The organism is Sulfitobacter sp. UBA4523 (assembly GCF_002388305.1).
Taxonomy (GTDB): Bacteria; Pseudomonadota; Alphaproteobacteria; order Rhodobacterales; family Rhodobacteraceae; genus Sulfitobacter; species Sulfitobacter pontiacus.
Window position 1 is genome coordinate 5770 of record NZ_DGMH01000041.1, and the last position, 5197, is coordinate 10966.

6 protein-coding genes are annotated in these 5197 nt (G+C 61.2%); all 6 read left to right on the forward strand.

Annotated features, from left to right (window positions below; all coding sequences use genetic code 11):
* The coding region (locus B3849_RS10010; RefSeq protein ID WP_286780073.1) for a LysR family transcriptional regulator substrate-binding protein at window positions 1-461 on the forward strand (461 nt) is incomplete at its 5' end.
* 184 nt (window positions 462-645) lie between these two features.
* Window positions 646-1314, forward strand: a complete 669-nt coding sequence (locus B3849_RS10015; RefSeq protein WP_286780074.1) for a DUF4286 family protein — start codon at window positions 646-648, stop codon at window positions 1312-1314.
* 69 nt (window positions 1315-1383) lie between these two features.
* Window positions 1384-2343, forward strand: coding sequence for a TRAP transporter substrate-binding protein (locus B3849_RS10020; protein ID WP_286780075.1), 960 nt, complete (start codon window positions 1384-1386; stop codon window positions 2341-2343).
* Window positions 2344-2478: 135 nt separating this feature from the next.
* Window positions 2479-2949 (forward strand): TRAP transporter small permease, encoded by a 471-nt coding sequence (locus B3849_RS10025; protein ID WP_286780076.1) that lies wholly within the window; start codon window positions 2479-2481, stop codon window positions 2947-2949.
* Between the two features lie 2 nt (window positions 2950-2951).
* Window positions 2952-4250, forward strand: a complete 1299-nt coding sequence (locus B3849_RS10030) for a TRAP transporter large permease (RefSeq protein ID WP_037942143.1) — start codon at window positions 2952-2954, stop codon at window positions 4248-4250.
* Window positions 4251-4261: 11 nt separating this feature from the next.
* Window positions 4262-5197: amidase family protein (locus tag B3849_RS10035; protein WP_286780077.1), on the forward strand; the 936-nt coding region annotated here is incomplete at its 3' end.

Here is a 5197-nt window from a genome sequence, read left to right on the forward strand (position 1 = left end):
TGGATATGTTGCTGACGACAGATGACCGCCACGATCAAACCTGTGTCTGCGCCGACTTGCCGCCACTGGCCATGGGCTGGTTCGGGCCAGAGGGGATGCGCGACGAAAAACTCTCCCTCGCTGATGTTGTCACCAGCCCGCTGATCACCTTCACCCGCAATTCGCGCCCCCATGCCAATGTACTCGCGCTTTTCAGCGATCGCGGCCTGCGGCCTTCGATCGTACATTGCATCACATCAATGGCCGCGATTGCCCGTTTGACACAGCGCGGACTTGGGATTGCGACCATGCCACTGGCCTGTGATTTGGCCGGGCCAGGTATTTACGAGCTTGATGTCGATGCGGAACTGCCGCCGCTGCCGCTGTATTGCATCTGGCGGCGCAGTTCCGATGTGGCCACTTACAAGGCAATCGCCGATCTAGCGCGGGTCTGTGCAGAGCGTCATCAGCGCCAAACCTGACGCGGTGTGAACCGGCCTGATCGGAAAACCCTATCACCCCCCCCTGAATAATCCCGTTTGTCGTTGGGCCCCATCTCGGCAAGGGTGCCCCAACAACAATCGACAGAGCTTGACCGCACCTCGACGGAGGCGGGCCGTGCCCCGCCACGTGACGGGAAAGCTATGTCCAAGATCAGGATGCAGAATGAGCAATATCCGTACAACCGATCAGGCACAGCTTTTCGTCTGGAGCGATATCGACCCAGATCATGAAGCAGATTTCAACCAGTGGTATGACAGAGAGCATATGGAGGAGCGCGTTCGTATTCCGGGCTTCACCGGTGCGCGGCGCTATCGGGCGGTATCCGGCTCGGCCCGGCGCTACCTTGCGCTTTACCGCGCCAGCAGCCTTGCCGATTTCACCTCCGACGCCTACCGCAAAGCCTTTACCAAACAGACCCAGTGGTCGATCACCAACTTTGGTCGGATGTCCAACACCCGCCGTCGGGTGATGCATGTCGCGCAAGAGGGCGGCTTTGGCTGGGGCGGCGCACTGGTGCTGATCGAGCTGGTGCCAGATGCCATGGATCGCGACGCCGTCGCCGACGTGCTTGGCAAGTTGATGGCCGAGGAAGGCGTGTTGCGCGTGCATCATATGATCCCCGACGAAACCCTTTCGACCCCGCTGCCGTCCGAAACCATCGAAGGGCGCGTTCTGGCCCCTTGCATCGCGATAGATGTGACGTCAGAGCCTATCGCCGAAGCGACCCTGCGCCAATTGACCGAGCAATTGGGCGGCGCGGTGCGCGAGGCCGAAACCTTCCGCCTAATGTGGTCATTGGATGCGCAGGACCTGCCCGCATTAGAAGACTGAGTGAACCACCCTGCCCTGCCACAACGGCAGGGCAAGAACAACAAACCACCCCAACAGGAGATACCCCACATGAAACACCTTCTCATCGGAACTGCGATCGCAGCCCTGACGGCCGGTCTGGCCCATGCTGAAACGTGGAAAATGTCAGCGGACGCACCAGACGGCAACTATCTGACGCAGAACATCCGCGCCTTTGCAGATGACGTGGCCCGCCTGTCGGATGGCGCGCTGGAAATCGACGTTGTGTCGAACTCTGTCCTGCTCAAGCGTCCCGAACTGAAGCGCGGCGTCCAGCGCGGCATCGTTCCCATCGGCGAAGTCCTGATCTCGGCCCTTGGCAACGAAGACGCCGTTTACTCTGCCGATGCGGTGCCGCTTTTGGCGACCACATTTGACGAGGCCCGCGCGCTTTGGGAAGCCTCCCGCCCCATCTACGAAGAAAAACTGGCCGAAGATGGACTGGTTCTGCTGTTTGCCGCCCCTTGGCCACCGCAAGGCGTCTACATGAACCAAGAGGTGACCAACGCCGCCTCTTTCGACGGGGTCAAATTCCGCGCCTATAACCCATCGACCGCGCGCCTGGCCGAGCTTTTGGGTGCCGTTCCCGCCACCATCGCCACCTCCGAAATCAGCCAAGCCTTCTCGACCGGGGTCATCAACGGTATGATCACCTCGCCGTCGACCGGTGTCGACAGCCAAGCTTGGGACTTCGTGTCGCATTACTATGACGTTCAGGCCTTCCTGCCCAAGAACATGGTGATCGTGAACAAAGGGGCCTACGACGGTCTGTCTGACGAGGTGAAAACCGCACTGCAAGAAGCGGCTGAACTGGCAGAAACCCGTGGCTTTGAAATGGCCGAAGTGGCCACTACCGAAGCGACAGATACAATGGCTGACAATGGCATGAACGTGCTGCCGACCCCCGAAGGACTGGCTGCCGACTTCGAGACGATTGCCGCGACCATGCGTGCAGAATGGCTGGAACAGGCAGGTGAAGACGGTCAAAAGATCGTCGATGCGTTGAACTGATCCAAGCAGGCTCGGGCTGTCAAACGCCCGGGCCTTTGTGCAAACAGCTAGGGGTGTCCCTACCCCGCCCGCCCCACCAATCCGGAGCCCGCCGCCATGTTGCTAACCCGCCATTTATTCAACTTTTGCGGAGTCTTGGCCGCGCTGTCCCTTCTGGGGATCGCGGCCCTGATCCTGTCGCAAATCGGCCTTCGCCTGATGGGAAGTCAAATCCCGTCGGCGGATGATTTCGCGGCGTGGGGGCTGAGCGCATCGATTTTCCTTGCGCTGCCGGCGACCCTGATACGGGGCGATCATATCCGCGTCACCTCGTTACGCCATCTGATGCCGGATCGTCTGGGACATATCGCTGACATTCTGGCCGCTGCCTTTGCCACCGCGATGATGGGCTGGGTCGCTTGGGCGATCTTTGGCTATGTCCACGAAAGCTGGACCTACAACGAAGTCAGCCAAGGTGTGGTGGCCGTTCCGCTTTGGTGGCCTCAATCTGCGATGGTTTTGGGGTCGGTGCTCTTTGCGCTAGCCTTTGCCGAGCGCACGCTACGCCTCATTCTCGGCCTACCGGTCGAAAGCGACGATACAAACGAACAAGGTCGGGGCGAATAATCATGGATATTTTTCTGCAATCCGCCGTTCTGGTCGTGTCCCTGCTCGTACTTTTGGGCTTGGGCATCTGGGTTGGCGTGGCACTCATGGCGTCGGGCGTCGTGATCTTCATGATGTTCACCTCGACGCCGGTCGATGCGATCCTCGGCACCACCATGTGGGCGCATTCCGCCAGCTGGACACTAACGGCGCTGCCGCTGTTCATCTGGATGGGCGAAATTCTCTACCGTACCCGTCTGGCCGAAGACCTGTTTTCCGGGCTCGCCCCTTGGGTCGGGCGGCTGCCCGGAGGGTTGGCGCATGTCAACGTTGCGGGCTGCGGGATCTTTGCCGCTGTGTCCGGATCGTCGGCAGCCACCACCGCCACCGTTGGCCGCATTTCCCTGCCCGAGCTGAAATCGCGTGGCTATGCCGACCGTCTCGCCATCGGCTCTTTGGCTGGATCGGGCACGCTTGGCCTGTTGATCCCCCCGTCGATCGTGATGATCGTCTATGGCGTCGCGGCCCAAGTGTCCGTGAACCGTCTGTTCATTGCGGGCGTGGTGCCGGGGCTGATGCTCATGGCGTTGTTCTCGGGCTATATCGCCATCTGGTCCAAAATGAACCCCGATGGCGTGCCCGCCCCCGAACCCCGTCTACCGATCGCTGAGCGCCTGCACCGCCTGCGGATGCTGCTGCCGGTGGTCGGTTTGATCATCGGGGTCATCGGGTCGATCTATGCCGGGGTCGCCACCGCGACCGAAGCCGCCGCCATCGGTGTGGCCGGGGCGCTCATCATCGCGGCCTTTGGCCGGTCACTGAACCGCGACAGTTTTATCGCCTCGCTTTTGGGGGCCACCCGCACCTCTGCCATGATCGGCCTGATCCTGCTTGGCGCGGCCTTTCTCACTTCGGCCATGAGCTTCTCCGGCTTGCCCGGGCAACTGGCCGAAATCATCTCTGCCAGTGGGTTGGGCGCACCGGGGTTGATTGCTGTGCTGACGGTGTTCTTCGTGCTGCTTGGCTGTTTCCTAGACGGAATTTCCATCGTGGTGCTCACGACCTCGGTTGTGATGCCCGCCGTGGCTGCCGTTGGGATCGATCCGGTATGGTTCGGGATCTATCTGATCATCGTCGTCGAAATGGCGCAGATCACGCCGCCGCTGGGGTTCAACCTGTTCGTGATCCAGAACCTGACAGGCAAATCGATCTTCGAGATCACTCGTATGATCGTCCCCTACTTCTTGATCCTTGTGCTGGCCGTGATCCTGCTGACGGCTTTCCCCGGCATCGCGACATGGCTTGTAGAGCAAACGATTTAAAGGCTGATTTGATGACACAGACCCCTCAATCTCTCCTCGACGCGGCCCGCGCGCGCGCTCTGGCGCCCGATTTCACCCGCACCTTCGATGATCCGGTCGAAGGCGAAGGCCCGCTATCAGGGCTGAACGTAGCAGTCAAAGACCTGTTCGACGTGCGGGGCCAAGTCACCCGTGCGGGATCGCTGGTCCGTCAAGACGCGTCACCCGCCATCAAGGACGCTGTGGCGGTCGCGCGGCTGCGCGGTGCAGGTGCGGGGCTCGTTGGTCACGCAAATATGACGGAATTCGCCTATTCCGGTCTTGGCCTGAACCCACATTATGGCACCCCCCTCACCCCGTTGAAAGAAGGCTGTATCGCGGGTGGATCGACCTCGGGCGGTGCCTCTGCCGTGGCGCGAGGTGTGGCTGACATCGCGCTTGGGACAGACACCGGCGGCTCCGCACGTATTCCGGCGGCCTTTTGCGGGTTATTCGGGTTCAAAGCGACAGCGCAAACGATCTCGCGCGAGGGGGCAGTGCCGCTGTCGCATTCGCTGGATAGTGTCGGAGTGCTGACCCGAGACGTTGGCATGCTGCGGCCGGTGTTGAACGTGCTACGAGACCGACCGCTTCCCGCGTCCTCTGCACCGCGTGCAGTTATCGTGCCAGAGAACTTCGGCATGGACGGGTTGGATACCGAAGTCGTCGACGCCTTTGAAGCCGCGCTCGAGGTGCTTCGGGCATCTGGCGTCAGCGTACGACGACAGACCCTCGATTTTTTCGAGGACTACCGCGCCCTACCCGTTTGGCAATTCTCGGCAGTCGAGTCCCGCGCCCACCACGGGGCCTATTTTGACCAGACACGTCCCGATCTTGATCCGCGCGTCGCCTCGCGTATGGCCCGGGCGGACGGCGTCACCGGCATCGAATTCGCCCGCACGATAGCCGCGCGGGAAGCACTGATCGCA

Coding starts and splice junctions, on each gene's coding strand:
- B3849_RS10015 (WP_286780074.1), top strand. CDS start 646: ATGAGCAATATCCGTACAACCGATCAGGCACAGCTTTTCGTCTGGAGC.
- B3849_RS10020 (WP_286780075.1), top strand. CDS start 1,384: ATGAAACACCTTCTCATCGGAACTGCGATCGCAGCCCTGACGGCCGGT.
- B3849_RS10030 (WP_037942143.1), top strand. CDS start 2,952: ATGGATATTTTTCTGCAATCCGCCGTTCTGGTCGTGTCCCTGCTCGTA.